This window comes from Pseudoalteromonas sp. SG45-2, assembly GCF_014164115.1.
In the GTDB taxonomy this organism is placed as follows: Bacteria; Pseudomonadota; Gammaproteobacteria; order Enterobacterales; family Alteromonadaceae; genus Pseudoalteromonas; species Pseudoalteromonas distincta.
Genome location: NZ_JACJEO010000007.1, coordinates 161,258 through 177,126, shown reverse-complemented (window position 1 = coordinate 177,126; position 15,869 = coordinate 161,258). Strand labels below are relative to the sequence as shown.

Sequence of the window (15,869 nt, the reverse complement as noted above, 5' to 3'; positions counted from 1 at the left end):
ACATACTACGCCTATATAAAAAACGTTTCAACGTCTAGATGGCTAAAATTATGCGTTTTATTGCAGTTTATCGCTATGAATCGTGAAAATATTAGAGTTAGTAATGATAAAAGTCATTTGAAAACTGGTTTGATTAGTTTTAGATGAGTTTGCTTCATGTTGTATTTTAAATATAACGATTGCTGTGCGTTTTAGCTCAGCGTGAGTTTTAACCATGCTGATAACGGTATGAGGTGAGGTTTGTTGAATGCTTACTTTAGATTGTGCTTTAAAAAATAGAGTCGTTTTGCCTTATAGCTTAAGTTTAGCTCAATGGGAGAGTATATGCGTAATACCTAAGCCAGCGACCTACTCGCTGGCTCTTTTTATAAGGGTTTATTAATTAGTAATATGGCTTCTTTGGCAGTGACAGGTTTTGATTTTAAAAAGCCTTGACCATAGTCGCACGCGGTGGATTGCAAAATAGTTAATTGCTCAACTGTTTCTATTCCTTCAGCTACAACTTCAAGTTTTAATGATTGCGCAAGTGATAAAATGGCTTCAACAAGTGGGTTAGTAGAATCCTGGAGATGGTCAATAAAGCTTTTATCTATTTTTAAAATATGAATAGGCAGTTGGTGCAAGTAGCCTAGTGCTGAATAACCTGTTCCAAAATCATCAAGACATAATTTTACTTTTAAAGGTGAAAGACCTTCAATTATTTGAGTGGCGAGTTCTAGATTTTCTATTAAGCCAGATTCGGTAATTTCTAAGCATAAAGAACCAAGAGGTAATTGGTACTTATTATAAATGGAATGTATTTGCGCTACAAAATCGAGGCATGCAAAGTGTCGTGACGATACATTAACGGTGACTTTTAAAAAGCGATGGCCTTGTTGGTGCCAATTTGAAATATGCTGGGCCGCCAAATCAAGTAAATGTAAATCAAGATTTATAATTTGCCCTGTAGTTTCAGCTATCGGTATAAAGTCATTAGGGGGTACAAACCCTTTTGTAGGGTGATGCCAACGAACAAGTGCTTCAAAGCCGATAACTTCACTGGTAGTAATGGTGAAAATTGGTTGAAAATAAAGTTCAAACTCGTTGTGTTCAATACCGTGTTGTAAGTCGTTTTCTATATCGGCATGGGTTTTAAGTTTTTTACGCATCGTGTTATTAAAAAACTTTACCTGACCACGTCCGGTTGACTTAGCTTCATACATAGCGGCATCGGCTTGTTGCAGTAATATATAAGCTTCGTCGTTTACGTTATCTGTATAGGCAACCCCAATACTCGTTGATGCTTGGAGTAAGTGGTTATCTATATTTAAAGGTTTTGATAATGCGTTTTTAATGCGGTTTAAAGCTTCATTAACTTGGTTTTTATGCGTGATGTTTTCCATAAAAATTGCAAATTCATCGCCGCCTAAACGTGCAAATGTATCCGTGCTTCGTACTGTACCTTTAATCAAGTCGCATATTTTTATAAGGAAGTGGTCCCCAACTTCATGCCCGAGCGAATCATTAATACTTTTAAAACGGTCAAAGTCTAGATACAACAGGGCATGGCTAGTACTCTTTTTAGCACGCGTTAAACGTAAAATAGCATGTTTTATACGTTCAATAAGTAGTGAGCGGTTAGCAAGGCCTGTAAGCTCGTCATGTAATGCTTTGTGCTCAAGTTCTTGGCGGGCTAATTGCCTATCAATTGCCATACTTATTTGGCGACTTACATACGTTAGAAGAGTACTATCGTGTTCGTTGTAATGCAGTGTTTTATCGTAGCTTTGTACAACGATAACCCCGCTTATACGATCACTTGTTTGAAATGGAACACCTAACCAAGACTCAGATTGCCGACCTACCATTTTAAAATCACCGTTATTAATGTGACTTTGAAAGGCATCTTTGTTAAGTAATAGGGTTTGCTCTGTTTTTAGAAGGTAATATGAAGCGGTGTCTTTAAGTTGTTCTTTAGATATTTTTTGATGGGTTTTAGTGTTTATACCTTCTTCGACTATATAAACGAGGTCAAGTATATCTACTTTTTTGTCGTATAGAGCGATAAAAAAGTTATCGGCTCGAAGTAAGTTATTTATGATTGAATGCAAGGCTTTAAAAAATGTATCTAGGTCATTCGCTTTGTAAGTTAGGTTAGCTATTTGTAATAAGCTGTTTTCTAATTTTTGTGCATTGTTGAGTTGCTCAACTGTTTTTTGTAAGTTGTTTACTGTATTAACCTGGTTAATCTTGGCACTGAGTAAGTGAGCAACTGTTGTAAGAATTTCAAGGTGTGCATTGGTAAAATAACCTTTGATTGGGTGCTCACAATCAATAACACCTAAAACTTGTTCTTTATATATAAGGGGAACACATAGTTCTGATTGAGCAGGGCGTTCATCAGCGATATAACGGCTGTCTTTCGTTACATCGTTAATAATTACCGCTTTTCCGGTCGTTGCAACAGCGCCCGTTATACCTTCACTAAAACGTATTATTTTACGTTCCGCTTGATATTTGTCCCGCGCGTGTGCAATACCCATTGATGCAACTTGGTTTAATGTATTTGCATTATTGTCAGCTAGATATATGACACAATCAACAAACCCTAAGCGATTTACAACGTGTGTTGTAACATACTCAAACAATTCTTCTAATGTATCGAGTTGCAATAGACTAGATGAAAATTGATTAATGATACTTAGTTGATCAGTTTTTATCTCAAGCGCTCTAGTCGCATCAGTTTTATAAGACATAGGCAATTTATATTATTCTTGTTATTTTTAAATTCACAGTTAAGTTAACCTAATCTTGGGTTTTTGTACAAATTAAAGCGATGAGTGGTTTCAATACTCTGTAAAGTTTTAATATAGCGAGTTTTAATTAATCATAAATCATTACAATAAGCTAATAGCATTGAATTTGCTCATTGTGCTTTTAAATAGTACCTCAGTAATTTTATCCATATAAAAACTTTATTTTTAATAAAATCTTTACTCGAAAACATCATATGCCTATGATCGGATAAATTCAGCCGTGGAACAAAGTAATGACAAGTAATAATACAAACTCTGTAACAACCCTTACTATCACTCGCCCTGATGACTGGCATGTACATTTACGTGATGGTGACCAGTTAAAAGACACTGTACGGGATATTAGCAGGTACATGGGCCGCGCTATTGTTATGCCAAACCTTGTTCCGCCAGCAACGTGCACAGATACGGCATTGTCGTACAGAGAACGCATTATGTCTGCAAATCCACAAGGCAACTTTGAGCCATTAATGGTTTTGTATCTCACGGATAAAACTACACCAGATGAAATAATAAAAGCTAAAGCGACAGGTAAAATAGTAGCAGCTAAGCTTTACCCTGCTGGCGCTACCACTAATTCTGACTCGGGTGTTACATCAGTAAAAAATATTTATCCAGCTTTAAAGGCAATGCAAGAAGTAGGCATGTTGCTGTTAGTGCATGGGGAAGTGACAGATTCGTCGATTGATATTTTTGACCGTGAAAAAGTATTTCTGGATACAATTTTAGGAGATGTAGTAAATGACTTTCCTGAGCTTAAAATTGTACTCGAGCATATTACGACTAAAGATGCAGTAGAGTTTGTAGTTAATGCACCTAGCAATGTAGCGGCAACAATTACAGCGCATCACTTGCTTTATAACCGCAATCATATGTTAGCGGGTGGAATTCGCCCACATTATTACTGTTTGCCAATTCTCAAGCGTAACATTCACCAGCAAGCATTAATGGCTGCAGCAATAAGTGGAAATAAAAAATTCTTCTTAGGAACTGACTCTGCACCACATTATAAAGATAAAAAAGAAGCAGCTTGTGGGTGTGCTGGTGCATACACGGCTCATGCCGCTATTGAATTATATGCTGAAGCATTTGAGGATGCAGGAGCTTTGGACATGCTTGAAGGGTTTGCAAGCCACTTTGGCCCTGATTTTTACGAATTGCCGCGTAATACAGATACAATTACATTACAAAGAAAACCGTGGAAAGTACCTGCAAGTTATACATTGGGCGACTCTGAAGTTGTGCCTATAAAGGCTGAAAATACAATGGATTGGTCTGTCGAATAACCAATAATATATTTAAATCTAAAGCCGCTTAATTTTTAATGCGGCTTTTTTGTTTGTGCTTTTGATATTATTGAAGCGTAATTCGACGACAGGGTGGTTGTAGGTGGCTTTTGATCTCGCTTACAGCAATAAATATTACAATAATACTTATAGTTTTTTGCTTGTAAATTAGTCAGTTAAAGGCGATTTAAAACAAATTTATATTTTTAAGAAATAATTCCTAATTAATAGAGCGAAAAAAAATATAATGTGTTAATCTTACCTTGCTTTGAGTTTTTATGTATTGAATTTACGGATATTGTGCTGCGTTTAAGGTTACCGGTTAGGTTATTACTTGTTCCTGTACTGTACCTCCATATTTTTGAGCATTGACTCAGGGAGGATATTGCCATAATAATATGGCTGAATTTTAATTATTGACTTACAGGAAAATTTAGTATGTCGGTTACTGGTAAAGTAAAGTTTTTCAACGAAGCTAAAGGCTTTGGTTTCATTGAACAAGAAAATGGTCCTGACGTGTTTGTACATTTCAGCGCAATCACTGGTTCTGGTTTTCGCACTCTTAGCGAAGGTCAAGCAGTGACATTCAGCATCAAACAAGGTCAAAAAGGCCCTGAAGCTGAGAACGTAGAAGCAGCATAATTTATTATGTGAACTCTAGTTCATCTTGGTGAAGCAGGTTTCTGTTTCACCATAATTCCCCTTCCTTAAATCTATTTATTTCATACCTCAAATTCTCCTTTTTTTAAATCTAAAAAACTACTCAAACATTCTATCTTTGCAAAGCTAAACAACTAATAATCTAACGAGCAAAACAATCCTCTAATACTTTTAAAAACCATTCATAAGAATTTATTCAATGGGCCTGATACCAGCTTAAATAAAATCGATGCTCAATATCTATCCATGCAAATTCTGTTTCAAGCTTACTCTGTGTGACGAAGGCTACTCATTGATAAGGGCTTCTTGGTGCTTCTATTACTTTATTATGTGAACGTAAAGCTTCATTTATAGTGTATTACTAATAAAGTAGGGTAACTCTTCATGATTAACTTAATTACTGAATTAACCTTAACGTTAAAATAGTATTAAAGAATACTTTAAAGCGGTAAATACAACCTGTTTAATTATCAAAAGCTTTTATGCAGATAAAAGAAATGCATTGTTGAGTTTATTATTACTATTTATGGAAAAACACGTTTTAAAATAGCTTTAAAAGTAACGTATATAAAGCGTGAGTATCCGATATTAAATATTATCCAGTGTTGTTTTTTTGTGCGACAAATGGTTTGTTTTTTCAGATGAAGTGTAACTGAGGTGATAAAACACGATAAAATCGTGTAAAAAATAACTTTTGTTATATCAATTTATATTTTTTTTAGTTTTTTTTCAGTGCGAATTCAGCTTTAGCTAAATGTTGCAATAATGTTGTTTTATGTCAGTGCAATGCGAATAAATACACCCCTTAAAAGGCTTTAATAGAAATATTAAGAAAAAGCTTCGTTGCAATAATGTTAACTGTTGTGGGCTGGTACTTTCGTTTAAGCATTAACTTAGCTATTTATTTACTGAGATTAGTAAACATCAAGTTGACAGCGCTAATTGCATTTAGCATTATTGGAAGGTTGATATCTATTAAAAGATATCAGGGTTGTTCTCCTCGGAGGATAATTAAATTATAAAAGTAACATTACTTAATTGGTTGGGAACTATGTCTGTTAAAATCAGAAAGAGTCTTGTAGCAACTGCGTTGGTTGGCGCATTTGCATTTGCAAGCAGCAATGTGATTGCAGATCCTTTGAATGACGTGCAAAAAGCAGGTCAACAAATTCAAAAGGCTGCGGTTAAGTCTCAAACTAAAATTGACAATGTATATGGTCAAACTCAGGAGCTAATCGCTGAGTACCGTAGCGTTGTTGATGAGACTGAACTTATGAAAGTGTATAACGATCACGTGTCGCGCTTGGTTGATAGCCAAAACGCTTCAATTGAATCGTTTGATCGTCAAATCGCGACTATTGATAACACTAAACAAAACGTTGTGCCTTTGATGTATCGCATGATCGATACGCTTGAGCAATTCATCAAAGCGGACGTTCCATTTAATCTTGAAACGCGTTTAGGACGTGTTGAAAGACTACGTGAGATCATGGTTTCTGCGTCTGTAACGACGTCTGAAAAATTCCGTCAAGTACTTGAAGCTTACACTATTGAAACAGCATACAGCTCTCTTGTATCTGCTTCACAAGGTACTCTAGAAGTTGATGGTAAAAGCATTAACGTTGATATCGGTCAGTTAGGTCGTATCACTTACGTTGCTCAGTCTTTTGACTTGAAACATGCTTGGGTGTGGGATAACAACACTAAACAGTGGAAAGAATTAGGCGAAGAATACCTAAAACCTGTTAAAGAAGTTATTCGTATGGCGCGTAAGCAAGCGACATTAGAACTTGTTAAACTACCTATCTTTGGCGCGGAGTAATCAATAATGAAGAAACTATTTAAAGGTTTTGCTGTTGCAGCAGTACTAACTGTTTCTGCAGGTACCGCGCTTAATGCACATGCAAATACTGGAGCTCTAGATAAAATTCTTGAGCAAGTAAAGCAAGAGCGTATCTCTGAAGGTAAAATCAATAAGCAACGTGAGCAAGAGTTCTTATCAGAACGTGCTGACAAGCAAGCATTACTTAACAAAGCTAAAAGCCAACTTGCTTCTGAGAAGTCTCGTGGTGAAAGCTTAGCTAAGCAATATGCACAAAACGAAAATACGCTAGCTGAAAAAGAAGCAGCTCTTCAAAGTGCCCAAGGTACTTTAGGTGAGATGTTTGGTGTTGTACGTCGTGCAGCTCAAGATGCAATCGGTTCTATCGAAGCGTCACTAGTTAGTGCTGAAAAACCAGGTCGTGCTGAAATCTTACGTTCGTTAGCAGCTGCTAAAGAACTTCCTACAGTTCGCGAACTTGAAGAACTTTGGATTTCACTTCAAACTGAAATGACAGAATCAGCTAAAGTTTCAACTTTTGAAACTGAAGTTGCTGGTCTTGACGGTAACCCGTCAATGAAAAAAGTAACACGTATCGGTAACTTTAACTTAGTTACAGACGATGGTTACTTAATTTATTCACCAGAGACTAAGTCTATCCAGCCTCTAGGTAAGCAACCAGACGGTTATATCTTAGACGGTATCACGGCTCTAGAAAATACATCACCAGATAACTACGCTGGTGTTTACATAGATCCGACTCGTGGTGCTATCTTACGTATCAACACTCAAAAAGCGACCCTTATGGAATACTTCCATCAAGGTGGCGTAGTTGGTTATATCATCACGGCTTTACTTGGCCTAGGTATGCTAATTACTCTAATCCGCTTTGTTGACCTTACACTTACTACTAGTAAGATTAAGAGCCAGCTTAAAAATGTTGCTACACCGAATACAAATAACCCACTGGGTCGTATTCTTAAAGTGTACCATGACAACAAGAACCAAGATGTTGAAAACCTTGAGCTTAAACTTGATGAAGCGATTCTACGTGAAACGCCACGCATTGAAGCTGGTATCAATATAATTAAGATTCTTGCTGCAATCGCACCGTTACTAGGTCTACTAGGTACAGTAATCGGTATGATCTTAACGTTCCAAACAATCACATTGTTCGGTACGGGTGATCCGAAGATCATGGCAGGTAACATCTCTCTAGCACTTGTAACTACAGCGCTAGGTCTAATTGCTGCATTACCACTAATTCTACTTCATGCTCTTGTAGCTGGTCGTAGTAAGTCGGTATTACACATCCTTGATGAGCAAAGCGCGGGTATCGTTGCTACTCACGCGGAGAAGGAGAAAGCCTAATGCTAGTCCTGATGGAGATATGGGAATCTATCAGGGATTTTGTTGGCACAGGCGGCCAGGTTTTATACGTGGTCGCGATAGCACTCTTTCTTATGTGGGTTTTAATGATTGAGCGCTATTGGTTCCTACTTGCAGAATTTCCTCGCACAGCGAAAGAAATTGTAGCAAAGTGGGATGCCCGCCAAGACACTACGTCTTGGTACGCACACAGAATCCGTGAAGCATGGATTTCTGAAGCGTCTGAAAAATTAGATCAGCGTATGTTGTTGATTAAGACATTAGTAGCTGTTTGTCCTTTAATAGGCTTACTTGGTACTGTTACTGGTATGATCTCGGTTTTTGAAACCATGGCCAACCAGGGTACGGGTAACGCACGTTTAATGGCATCAGGTATTTCAATGGCAACAATCCCAACAATGGCTGGAATGGTTGCGGCATTATCTGGAGTATTTTTTAGCTCACGTCTTGAGACAAAAGCTAAAATGGTGAAAGCCAAACTTATTGATAGTATGCCTCATCACTAGAGAGAGAATTAAATATGGCACGTAAACAACGTTTTCGTGAAGAAGAAGAAGCAGCGGTTGATATGACGCCAATGCTTGACATCGTATTTATCATGCTTATTTTCTTTATCGTAACTACATCGTTCGTTAAAGAGGCTGGTATCGAGGTCAATAAACCTAAAGCGGCTCAAGCTACTAAGCAAAAAAATGCTAACATTTTTATTGCTATTCGTAGTAACGGCGAGATCTGGATTGATAAACAGCAGGTTGATGTTGAACGTATTTCAGCAAAAATCGAAAGTTTATTAGCAGAACAACCTACTGAAGTTGTAATTTTGCAAGCTGATAAAGAAGCAAAACACGGCGTAGTGGTTAAAGTTATGGACCAGATTAAAGCGACGGGTGATAACCTGAGAATTTCAATAGCTGGAGATCAGTAATGATTCGTTTTCTGTTTTCACTGATTGCAGGTGGGGCAGTTACTTTCGGCTTGTTCTACTTCATGGCATTCCTCATCTCTGGTGGGGCTGACCGTAATACGGAACAAAAAGAGCAGATCATAGTCGAAATAATGACGAATCCGCCTGAATCTAAGGTGCAGGAGAGGAAGCGTGTACCGCCTCCTCCTCCGCCACCGCCAAAGCAGCCGCCTAAACCGCAGCCGCCACAGCCGGAAAATAATAATCCAAATCCTGGTGCTATGTCATTTAATATGGGAAGCATTGATGTTGGTAGTTCGGCAGGTGGACTAAGTGGTCCTGGTGCATTTGGACGAGATGGTGATGCGACACCTATCGTTCGTATAGAACCAAAATATCCAACGCAAGCAGCACGTGATGGTAAAGAAGGTTGGGTTCAACTTTCATTCACAATTGATGAGCTAGGTGGAGTAACTGACGTTGAAGTAATTGACGCAGATCCGAAACGTATCTTTGACCGTGAAGCTAAACGTGCACTGCGTAAGTGGAAGTACCGTCCTAAGATCATTGACGGAAAACCACAGAAACAACCAGGTTTACAAGTTCAATTAGACTTTAAACTTAACCAAGGCAACTAAGGAGGCGAGTAATGAGAAATTTTTCTAAAGTAACTGCTCTTGCAATTCTTATGTCTGTGTCGGGTGCTACTTTAAGTGCATCTGTTTTAGCAGCGCCGGATTACGCAAAAATTGAAGAGCGTAAAAAAGCAAAAACTAAAATCATGGGCGAGCGTACTGGTAAAAAAGTAATTAAAGCATTTGATTTGTACAACGAAGAAAAAGTTGATGAAGCAATTGTTTTGCTTAGAGAAATCGAGCCTTCGAATGACTTTGATAAAGCGACCGTAAATCGTTACTTAGGTAGCATGTACGCTCAAAAAGAAAAGTATGACGAAGCGATCAAGTACTCTAAGCAAGCCGTTGCACCTGATGTTTTAAACTTTGCTGATCAAGAACAAACTCTTAAGTTGTTAGGTGACTTATACGCTGGTACAGAAAAGTTCCAAGAAGCTAAAAAAGCATATGTAGCTTGGATGGACTTTACCGGTGAAGAGGACCCTACGGTTTATACACGTATTGCTCAAGCTAACTATCAGTTAGAGCAATACCGTGATGTTTTTGAACCAGCAGATAAGGCAATAAAACTTCAAAAAGAGCCTAACAAAGGCCCTTACCAATTAAAACTTGGCGCATACTTTGAGCTTAAAGATTATGCAAACATGGTTAAAATTGGCGAAGAAATTGTTCGTGTATGGCCTGATGATAAAAAAGCTTGGGTTAGCTTAGGTAAGTATTACCTACAAACTGAAGATTATTCTAAAGGTTTAGCAACTATGGAAGTTGCATACAAGAATGGTTACTTTGAAAATGAAGTTGAGTATAAAGTCTTATCTAACTTTTACTCTCTAAATGAGATCCCTTATAAAGCAGCTGTAACGCTAGAAAAGGCCATTAAGAGTGAAAAAGTAGAACGTACAAAGCAGAATGTTAGCGCGATTGCGAGTAATTACCATCGTTCTAAAGATTTAGAAAAAGCTGCTAAGTACTACGAAGATGCTGCTAAATTTGATGACGACGCTGAGCTTTACCGCAAAGCAGGTTCATTACTTTTACAATCTGAAAAATTCAGTGCTGCTATTGTTCGCTTGAACAAAGCATTAGAGCTTGGCTCTGACAAAAAAGGCACAATTTATTCAGATTTAGCTGAAGCGTATTACTACCAAGGTAAGTATAAGCAAGCATATGCTGCAATTACTAAAGCTATGGATGACCCTCGCACACGTAAGTTTGCAAAAGGTTGGTCTACATATATTAAAGATAAAGCCGCTCGCAACGGTGTTAAAATTTAATTTTAATTAGCTTAAGCAACTTATAAAAAGCCCCTCTGGGGCTTTTTTTATTGGAACTACTATGTATAAAAAGCTCTTTTTATCATCACTACTGTGCCTATTTTTAGCTGCATGTTCAAAGCAGCCTCAACCTTATGAGTCGTTTGAGGACGCACAAGTCGCTTTAAAAGCTTTAAACATGGCGCTTGTACAAACAGGTGCTACTAAAGGCAATAACATTGAAAAAGATCAATTGGTTTTCTCTGATGCTTACTTAACAAAACGCCATACTATTTATCAGAGCCTAATGGGTATGGAGCTTAATCTAAATCAAATTGCGCAAGTAAACTATCTGGTAATTGCAGAGCGTTTCCCTGAACGCTACTTTAATTGGCCGGCCCAAGTAAATGTTTTAGAAAACATGCTCGCTTTTGAAGGCTCAAAAAACACACCGGATAATGTTATTACTTGGCTCAAGTTAACCCAAGATACCCTAGACAGTGCTCAACAAAGCAATTTAAAGCTGAACAAGGTTGAACTTACATTGTTACAAAGCTATGTATTAAGTGCGATAGCAAGTAACCATGTTCAACCAGCGCTTAAAAGCCATATAAGAGCTTTTAGCGATTATTTAGCTAGTTATAAGCCAAGAGGAAGTGTGGGTCTAAGAGGTCTGCCAAATGGCACTCAGTGGTATCAGAGCAAACTTAATTACTTTAGTGGCGAAGTACATTCACCGTTAGAATGGGTTACTCTTTTAAACGAAAAAATAAAAGTATTAGATCGTGTTGCATTCGACAGTAAGCTGCCAACTTCTCACCAAAAATCGTTTTTAGTTCAGTATTTATCTGATGAAAAATTAATAGAAGGTTTAGATTGGCAGGCTAACTATCAAGACTTACCTGCAATGGCGAGCGCTATGGATATGTCTAATAAAGATAAAACATTGATGCTTGCGATGATGGAATCAGATATAGGTATTCACTACCATGCGTGGACTTTGCCTCAAGCAAAGGTAAACCTTATAAAGCGCCTACAAATGAGTCCAGAAGAGGCCCAGTACTTGGTTGAAGATATAATTCTCTACCCAGGGCAATCATTTAGCTTTATACAACACATTATATAATGATTTGAAAGTGCGCTTATTGTGCGCACTTTGTACACCGTTGAGTTGCGGGGTCTAGTTCAAGTGACTTAGCTGATATTTTTTCTTCACAATCACAGCAGTAGCCATACTGGCCAATTTCTATTTGACTTAGTGCGGCTTCTAGTTTGGTCATGCGACTGATCAAAAGTGCATACTCAGGGCCTAACTTCTCTGCTGCGCAGTCTAACCATTCATTATTTGCTGTATCAGCTAAAATTTGTATTAAATGGTGATGTGCAGGGTAAGCTGATTTAGAAAGCATGGTTAATATATTTAATTTAACTTGTGCTATTTCATCGTTAAGTCTTTTTTGATGATGCATTATCAGTACAACCTTATTAAATGGGCTTTACGTTATACTGATATTATCTAGAGCCTTTAAGTTAGTCGTTATGATTTGAATCAAGTTGAGGTGCTTTGGCATATTTATTTAATACGCTCGCCACATCTTCTTTACTTTTTAAACGTCTGATTTCGTCAAACAAATCGATAGCTTGCGGGTACTGGCGTTTTAGATAACCAAGCCATTGTTTAGTACGTGAAGCAAAGTATTTTTCATCCTTCGCGGGGTCTTGATGAATAGCTGAGTGAATTAAGTGATAAATAATATGCTCCCACTCAAGGCCATCATATTGCTCATTATTTACATGAGCTTTAATTTTTTTTGCTAAATCAGGGTGCGAAAGGGCGCCACGACCAAGCATTAAATCAGTGCACCCACTTCGTTTTTGACAAAGCATTGCGTCCTCTACTTGCCAAATTTCACCATTGGCAACAACTGCAATATTCTTACCTTTTATTATTGGTGGAATTTTTTCCCAATAAGCTGGCGGGTTATAACCATCTCGTTTGGTTCTGGCGTGAATAGCTACACTATTTGCACCTGCACTTACCACAGCATCAACAATTTCTTGGCTGTTACTGTCATCATCAAAGCCTAAGCGAATTTTTGCACTTACTTCATGTTCATCATCTACAGCATCTCGGACTGCTTTAATAATCGTATACATATGGTCAGGGTCTTTAAGCAGTACAGCCCCCCCTCGGCTACGATTAACTGTTTTGGCTGGGCAACCAAAATTTAGGTCGACCCCATGGGACCCTAATGCGATTGCTCTTATTGCATTTTCGGCTAACGGATTTGCTTCTTGACCGAGTAATTGAACACGCACAGGAGTACCTGCTCGTGTAAATCCATTATTATGTAGTTCAGGGCAAAATCGATGAAAAACTTTTTCAGGTAAGCATGTTTCAACCACTCTTACAAACTCTGTAACGCACAAATCGAACCCACCAATGTCTGTGAGTAATTGACGCATTTTAAAATCAACGACACCTTCCATAGGTGCTAAAACAAGTTTCATAAAGAGATTAATTTTGATAAAAAACTGGAGGCATAGTTTACCTGTAAATCACACATTGATAAATCTGTAATTACCGCCCATATTTGATGTATAAATTGCAAAAGTAAATATTATGAAAATAAATGAAAGTTTTTATTTTTGTACGGGTCTACTTAAGCATACAAGCAATTTAAAAATACATTTTTATTGCTGAGATTTACAACCCTTGATTAAAGAGAGTCATAAAATGAATACAGTTAAAAAAAATACAATCGCGTTAACTTTAGGTGCAGTAGTAGTTGGCTCTGCAAGTTTTGTATCTGCAGATGTACAAGCTAACCCATTTGAGTTTCAACAACTAGTAACAGGTTACCAATTAGATGCTGCAGAAGGTAAGTGCGGTGAAGGCAAATGTGGCGGTGACGCAAAAGATAAAAAAGAAGGTAAATGCGGCGAAGGCAAATGTGGTGGCGACGCAAAAGATAAAAAAGAAGGTAAATGCGGCGAAGGTAAGTGTGGCGGCGATGCAAAAGACGCAAAAGCTAAAACAGAAGGCAAATGTGGTGAAGGTAAATGTGGCGGCGACGCTAAAAAAACTAAAAAAGAAGGTAAGTGCGGCGAAGGTAAATGTGGTGGCCGTTAATATCTTATTCTAAATAAGTTATGCTAAAAGGGCCCTAAGGCCCTTTTTTGTTAAGTTAGAGGTAGTTATGATACAAACTCAAAGTAAAGATTTTGGGATGGTGGGCCTTGGCCTACGACGAGAAATGCTTGATGAGCTGCTTGAGCATGTGCCTAATCAAGTAGACTTTTTAGAAGTTGCGCCAGAGAACTGGTTAAAACTGGGTGGACGCTTTAAAAAGCAATTTAAAACATTAACCGATGCTAATAATTTTGTGTGTCATGGATTATCACTGTCTATCGGTTCTCCCGAACCTCTTGATGTTGAATTTGTTAAGTCTTTAAAAGTGTTTTTTGAAGAGCACAATATAAAAATTTTTAGTGAGCACTTAAGTTACTGCTCCGGTACAGGGCATATGTATGACTTAATGCCCATTCCATTTACACAAGATGCTATAGCACATGTTGTTCCTCGTATTAAACAAGTTCAAGACATACTAGAGCAGCAAATTGCGATAGAAAATGTTTCCTATTATGGCGCTCCTGGACAGCAATTATCAGAACTTGAATTTACGAATATTATTTTAGAGCAAGCTGACTGCAAACTTTTACTTGATGTGAATAACATTTATGTTAATTCGATAAATCATGGCTACAACGCGCAAGCATTTTTAACTGGGTTACCTTCTAATCGTATAGCCTATGGGCATGTTGCTGGCCATTATAATGAGGCTGATGACTTAATTGTTGATACACATGGCGCTGATGTGATTGATCCTGTTTGGGAGCTACTCGATAAAGCATACGAAGTGCATGGCGTATTTCCAACCTTGCTTGAGCGCGATTTTAATATTCCTACCATGAATGTTTTAACCAAAGAGTTAGATATAATTCATGATCTACAGGCTAAACACTTTGATTCAACTGTTTCAAAACAACGAGCTTAATATAAGCCTTTATCAACATTAAAAGAGTGCCTAGTTATGAGCTTTATTGAAATACAAAACGAATTTATGGCGCATATTCGCGAGCCTCAAAAAAATAAAAAGCCCAGCGGTATCGAAGACAGGCGTATGGCTATTTATCGCGACCTATTTTTTAATAACATTGAAGGTTTTATATCATCAGGTTTTCCGGTATTAAAAACGTTATATACCCAGAAGCAATGGCAAGCCCTCGTACGCCAGTTTTTTAGCGAATATGATTGTCATTCGCCGTACTTTTTAGACATAGCAGGGGAGTTTATTAATTACTTATCAAGTGATTATAAAATGAAAAAATACGATCCCGTGTTTATGTTTGAGCTTGCCCATTATGAATGGGTAGAGCTAGATGTATCCATTGCACACGAAGATGAGCAAGAGAAAAAATTACAAACAACAGCGCTCACTAGTTCAGCTTTATATTTATCGAAAACGGCAAGAAATTTAAGTTATCAATTTCCGGTTCAAAATATTAGCAATCGCTTTAAACCAAAAGAGCCATCACCTCAGCCTAATTATTTTGTTGTATATAGAGATGAAGATGATGACGTTCAATTTCTGGCTACGAATGTGATGACAGCTTTGCTATTGTCAATCATAGAGGCAAGCGAAGGCGCGACATTTGACAACGTCTGCCAACAGGTATTAGCTCATGCACCACAATTTAATGCAGAGCAAATTGCTCAAGGTGCACTGGTTACTCTTAATGCTATGGTTGAACGAGGAGTAATTGTGACAAAAAATCAAGACTAAGGTCTTTATTGATGATTTTACATCGTCTATTATGGCAGCCTTATTTGCCGTGCTTAATAAAAGGTTGTACCAATGTCAGATGATAAAGACTTTAAAGATCCGTTCAACGCTACTTACTTTCTTGCTTTTTTAGCTGTATTTGCAGGGATTGGTTGTTTAAATGCAATATTAGGCTGGATCACTAGCTTAACGTAAAATGTATAGCGTTTATTAAGGCTGTTGCTAACTTCAGCCTTGAACCACTTTATTTTAATTACCCCTTCCATATTTAATACTTC

Annotated in this window: 16 protein-coding genes; 13 read left to right on the top strand and 3 right to left on the bottom strand. The window is 37.6% G+C overall.

The genetic code is table 11. From position 1 onward, the window contains the following. Window positions 1–365: 365 nt before the first annotated feature. A complete protein-coding gene (locus H5116_RS07070) occupies window positions 366–2,735 on the bottom strand; it encodes an EAL domain-containing protein (protein WP_182715828.1) in 2,370 nt (789 codons plus the stop codon). Between the two features lie 293 nt (window positions 2,736–3,028). Between H5116_RS07070 and pyrC the strand changes: the two genes are divergently transcribed. From pyrC to H5116_RS07025, 9 genes are all read left to right on the top strand, one after another. After that, a complete protein-coding gene (pyrC, locus tag H5116_RS07065; RefSeq protein ID WP_182673530.1) occupies window positions 3,029–4,081 on the top strand; it encodes a dihydroorotase in 1,053 nt (350 codons plus the stop codon). Between the two features lie 438 nt (window positions 4,082–4,519). Next, complete coding sequence (locus tag H5116_RS07060) at window positions 4,520–4,723, top strand: cold-shock protein (protein ID WP_002961702.1); 204 nt, start codon at window positions 4,520–4,522, stop codon at window positions 4,721–4,723. 1,069 nt (window positions 4,724–5,792) lie between these two features. Beyond that, the gene (locus tag H5116_RS07055) at window positions 5,793–6,563 is read left to right on the top strand and encodes a DUF3450 domain-containing protein (RefSeq protein WP_024590812.1); all 771 of its coding nucleotides are present in this window, start codon (window positions 5,793–5,795) and stop codon (window positions 6,561–6,563) included. A gap of 6 nt (window positions 6,564–6,569) precedes the next feature. Then, window positions 6,570–7,934, top strand: coding sequence for a MotA/TolQ/ExbB proton channel family protein (locus H5116_RS07050; protein WP_002961707.1), 1,365 nt, complete (start codon window positions 6,570–6,572; stop codon window positions 7,932–7,934). Further along, window positions 7,934–8,458 (top strand): MotA/TolQ/ExbB proton channel family protein, encoded by a 525-nt coding sequence (locus H5116_RS07045; protein WP_002961709.1) that lies wholly within the window; start codon window positions 7,934–7,936, stop codon window positions 8,456–8,458. The genes H5116_RS07050 and H5116_RS07045 overlap by 1 nt, the downstream gene beginning before the upstream one ends. A 14-nt stretch (window positions 8,459–8,472) precedes the next feature. Next, the gene (locus tag H5116_RS07040) at window positions 8,473–8,877 is read left to right on the top strand and encodes a biopolymer transporter ExbD (protein WP_002961710.1); all 405 of its coding nucleotides are present in this window, start codon (window positions 8,473–8,475) and stop codon (window positions 8,875–8,877) included. Beyond that, complete coding sequence (locus tag H5116_RS07035; RefSeq protein WP_007583869.1) at window positions 8,877–9,494, top strand: energy transducer TonB; 618 nt, start codon at window positions 8,877–8,879, stop codon at window positions 9,492–9,494. The genes H5116_RS07040 and H5116_RS07035 overlap by 1 nt, the downstream gene beginning before the upstream one ends. A gap of 11 nt (window positions 9,495–9,505) precedes the next feature. Then, the gene (locus H5116_RS07030) at window positions 9,506–10,765 is read left to right on the top strand and encodes a lipopolysaccharide assembly protein LapB (protein WP_002961712.1); all 1,260 of its coding nucleotides are present in this window, start codon (window positions 9,506–9,508) and stop codon (window positions 10,763–10,765) included. Window positions 10,766–10,826: 61 nt separating this feature from the next. After that, window positions 10,827–11,870, top strand: a complete 1,044-nt coding sequence (locus H5116_RS07025; RefSeq protein WP_165742766.1) for a hypothetical protein — start codon at window positions 10,827–10,829, stop codon at window positions 11,868–11,870. A 16-nt stretch (window positions 11,871–11,886) separates the two neighbouring features. Here H5116_RS07025 and H5116_RS07020 read toward each other — a convergent pair whose 3' ends face one another. Both H5116_RS07020 and H5116_RS07015 read right to left on the bottom strand, forming a co-directional pair. Then, on the bottom strand, window positions 11,887–12,213 hold the full coding sequence (locus H5116_RS07020) for a hypothetical protein (protein ID WP_024603666.1): 327 nt from the start codon (window positions 12,211–12,213) through the stop codon (window positions 11,887–11,889). Between the two features lie 61 nt (window positions 12,214–12,274). Continuing rightward, complete coding sequence (locus tag H5116_RS07015; RefSeq protein ID WP_182696417.1) at window positions 12,275–13,255, bottom strand: tRNA-dihydrouridine synthase; 981 nt, start codon at window positions 13,253–13,255, stop codon at window positions 12,275–12,277. A 226-nt stretch (window positions 13,256–13,481) separates the two neighbouring features. On the opposite strand from H5116_RS07015, the gene H5116_RS07010 reads away from it, so the two are divergent. The 4 genes from H5116_RS07010 to H5116_RS20315 all read left to right on the top strand — a co-directional run bounded on the left by H5116_RS07010 (window position 13,482) and on the right by H5116_RS20315 (window position 15,786). Next, window positions 13,482–13,877 (top strand): hypothetical protein, encoded by a 396-nt coding sequence (locus H5116_RS07010; RefSeq protein ID WP_182715259.1) that lies wholly within the window; start codon window positions 13,482–13,484, stop codon window positions 13,875–13,877. 67 nt (window positions 13,878–13,944) lie between these two features. Then, window positions 13,945–14,802 (top strand): DUF692 domain-containing protein, encoded by an 858-nt coding sequence (locus H5116_RS07005; protein ID WP_024596352.1) that lies wholly within the window; start codon window positions 13,945–13,947, stop codon window positions 14,800–14,802. Between the two features lie 36 nt (window positions 14,803–14,838). After that, the gene (locus H5116_RS07000; RefSeq protein ID WP_182715827.1) at window positions 14,839–15,591 is read left to right on the top strand and encodes a DUF2063 domain-containing protein; all 753 of its coding nucleotides are present in this window, start codon (window positions 14,839–14,841) and stop codon (window positions 15,589–15,591) included. A gap of 72 nt (window positions 15,592–15,663) precedes the next feature. Continuing rightward, entirely contained in the window at window positions 15,664–15,786 is a 123-nt protein-coding gene (locus H5116_RS20315) for a hypothetical protein (RefSeq protein ID WP_002962301.1), read from the top strand. The last annotated feature ends 83 nt before the right edge of the window (window positions 15,787–15,869 follow it).

What these genes read in the sequence shown, in the direction of transcription:
- H5116_RS07055 (WP_024590812.1), top strand. Translation starts at nt 5,793, where the DNA reads ATGTCTGTTAAAATCAGAAAGAGTCTTGTAGCAACTGCGTTGGTTGGC.
- H5116_RS20315 (WP_002962301.1), top strand. Translation starts at nt 15,664, where the DNA reads ATGTCAGATGATAAAGACTTTAAAGATCCGTTCAACGCTACTTACTTT.
- H5116_RS07015 (WP_182696417.1), bottom strand. Translation starts at nt 13,255, where the DNA reads ATGAAACTTGTTTTAGCACCTATGGAAGGTGTCGTTGATTTTAAAATG.
- H5116_RS07010 (WP_182715259.1), top strand. Translation starts at nt 13,482, where the DNA reads ATGAATACAGTTAAAAAAAATACAATCGCGTTAACTTTAGGTGCAGTA.
- H5116_RS07045 (WP_002961709.1), top strand. Translation starts at nt 7,934, where the DNA reads ATGCTAGTCCTGATGGAGATATGGGAATCTATCAGGGATTTTGTTGGC.
- H5116_RS07030 (WP_002961712.1), top strand. Translation starts at nt 9,506, where the DNA reads ATGAGAAATTTTTCTAAAGTAACTGCTCTTGCAATTCTTATGTCTGTG.
- H5116_RS07060 (WP_002961702.1), top strand. Translation starts at nt 4,520, where the DNA reads ATGTCGGTTACTGGTAAAGTAAAGTTTTTCAACGAAGCTAAAGGCTTT.
- pyrC (WP_182673530.1), top strand. Translation starts at nt 3,029, where the DNA reads ATGACAAGTAATAATACAAACTCTGTAACAACCCTTACTATCACTCGC.
- H5116_RS07000 (WP_182715827.1), top strand. Translation starts at nt 14,839, where the DNA reads ATGAGCTTTATTGAAATACAAAACGAATTTATGGCGCATATTCGCGAG.
- H5116_RS07005 (WP_024596352.1), top strand. Translation starts at nt 13,945, where the DNA reads ATGATACAAACTCAAAGTAAAGATTTTGGGATGGTGGGCCTTGGCCTA.
- H5116_RS07050 (WP_002961707.1), top strand. Translation starts at nt 6,570, where the DNA reads ATGAAGAAACTATTTAAAGGTTTTGCTGTTGCAGCAGTACTAACTGTT.
- H5116_RS07070 (WP_182715828.1), bottom strand. Translation starts at nt 2,735, where the DNA reads ATGTCTTATAAAACTGATGCGACTAGAGCGCTTGAGATAAAAACTGAT.
- H5116_RS07035 (WP_007583869.1), top strand. Translation starts at nt 8,877, where the DNA reads ATGATTCGTTTTCTGTTTTCACTGATTGCAGGTGGGGCAGTTACTTTC.
- H5116_RS07040 (WP_002961710.1), top strand. Translation starts at nt 8,473, where the DNA reads ATGGCACGTAAACAACGTTTTCGTGAAGAAGAAGAAGCAGCGGTTGAT.
- H5116_RS07020 (WP_024603666.1), bottom strand. Translation starts at nt 12,213, where the DNA reads ATGCATCATCAAAAAAGACTTAACGATGAAATAGCACAAGTTAAATTA.
- H5116_RS07025 (WP_165742766.1), top strand. Translation starts at nt 10,827, where the DNA reads ATGTATAAAAAGCTCTTTTTATCATCACTACTGTGCCTATTTTTAGCT.